Origin of the sequence: Staphylococcus pasteuri (assembly GCF_030547725.1) — a bacterium.
In the GTDB taxonomy this organism is placed as follows: domain Bacteria; phylum Bacillota; class Bacilli; order Staphylococcales; family Staphylococcaceae; genus Staphylococcus; species Staphylococcus pasteuri.
On the sequence record NZ_JAUOQO010000540.1, the window covers coordinates 1 to 257 of the forward strand.

At 47.5% G+C, this 257-nt stretch carries 1 protein-coding gene; it reads right to left on the bottom strand.

The genetic code is table 11. The features are described 5' to 3' along the window. A partial coding sequence (locus tag Q4528_RS14655) for a DUF2489 domain-containing protein (protein WP_303522387.1) occupies positions 1-201 on the bottom strand: 201 nt, incomplete at its 3' end. Positions 202-257: the final 56 nt, after the last annotated feature.

The window sequence follows — 257 nt, forward strand, 5'->3', positions numbered from 1 at the left end:
TATCACACCTTCCGATAAGCCGCAGCGGTCTTCTTGCATGGCTTTAGCAATATAACGAATGTCGTTTACTAGGTTTTCATTACGCTTGGCCACCGCGTGTTGAATGACTTTTCGTTGCCCCAACAAACGCCCCACCAATAACGCCGCATATACTGCCAACGCTACAACAATTACCGTTGCTGCCACCAGCCACCAGACCATCTGTATTAATCCTTATACTGATCCAAAGAAGAGCTATTTAGCGAGCGCCATAGCTG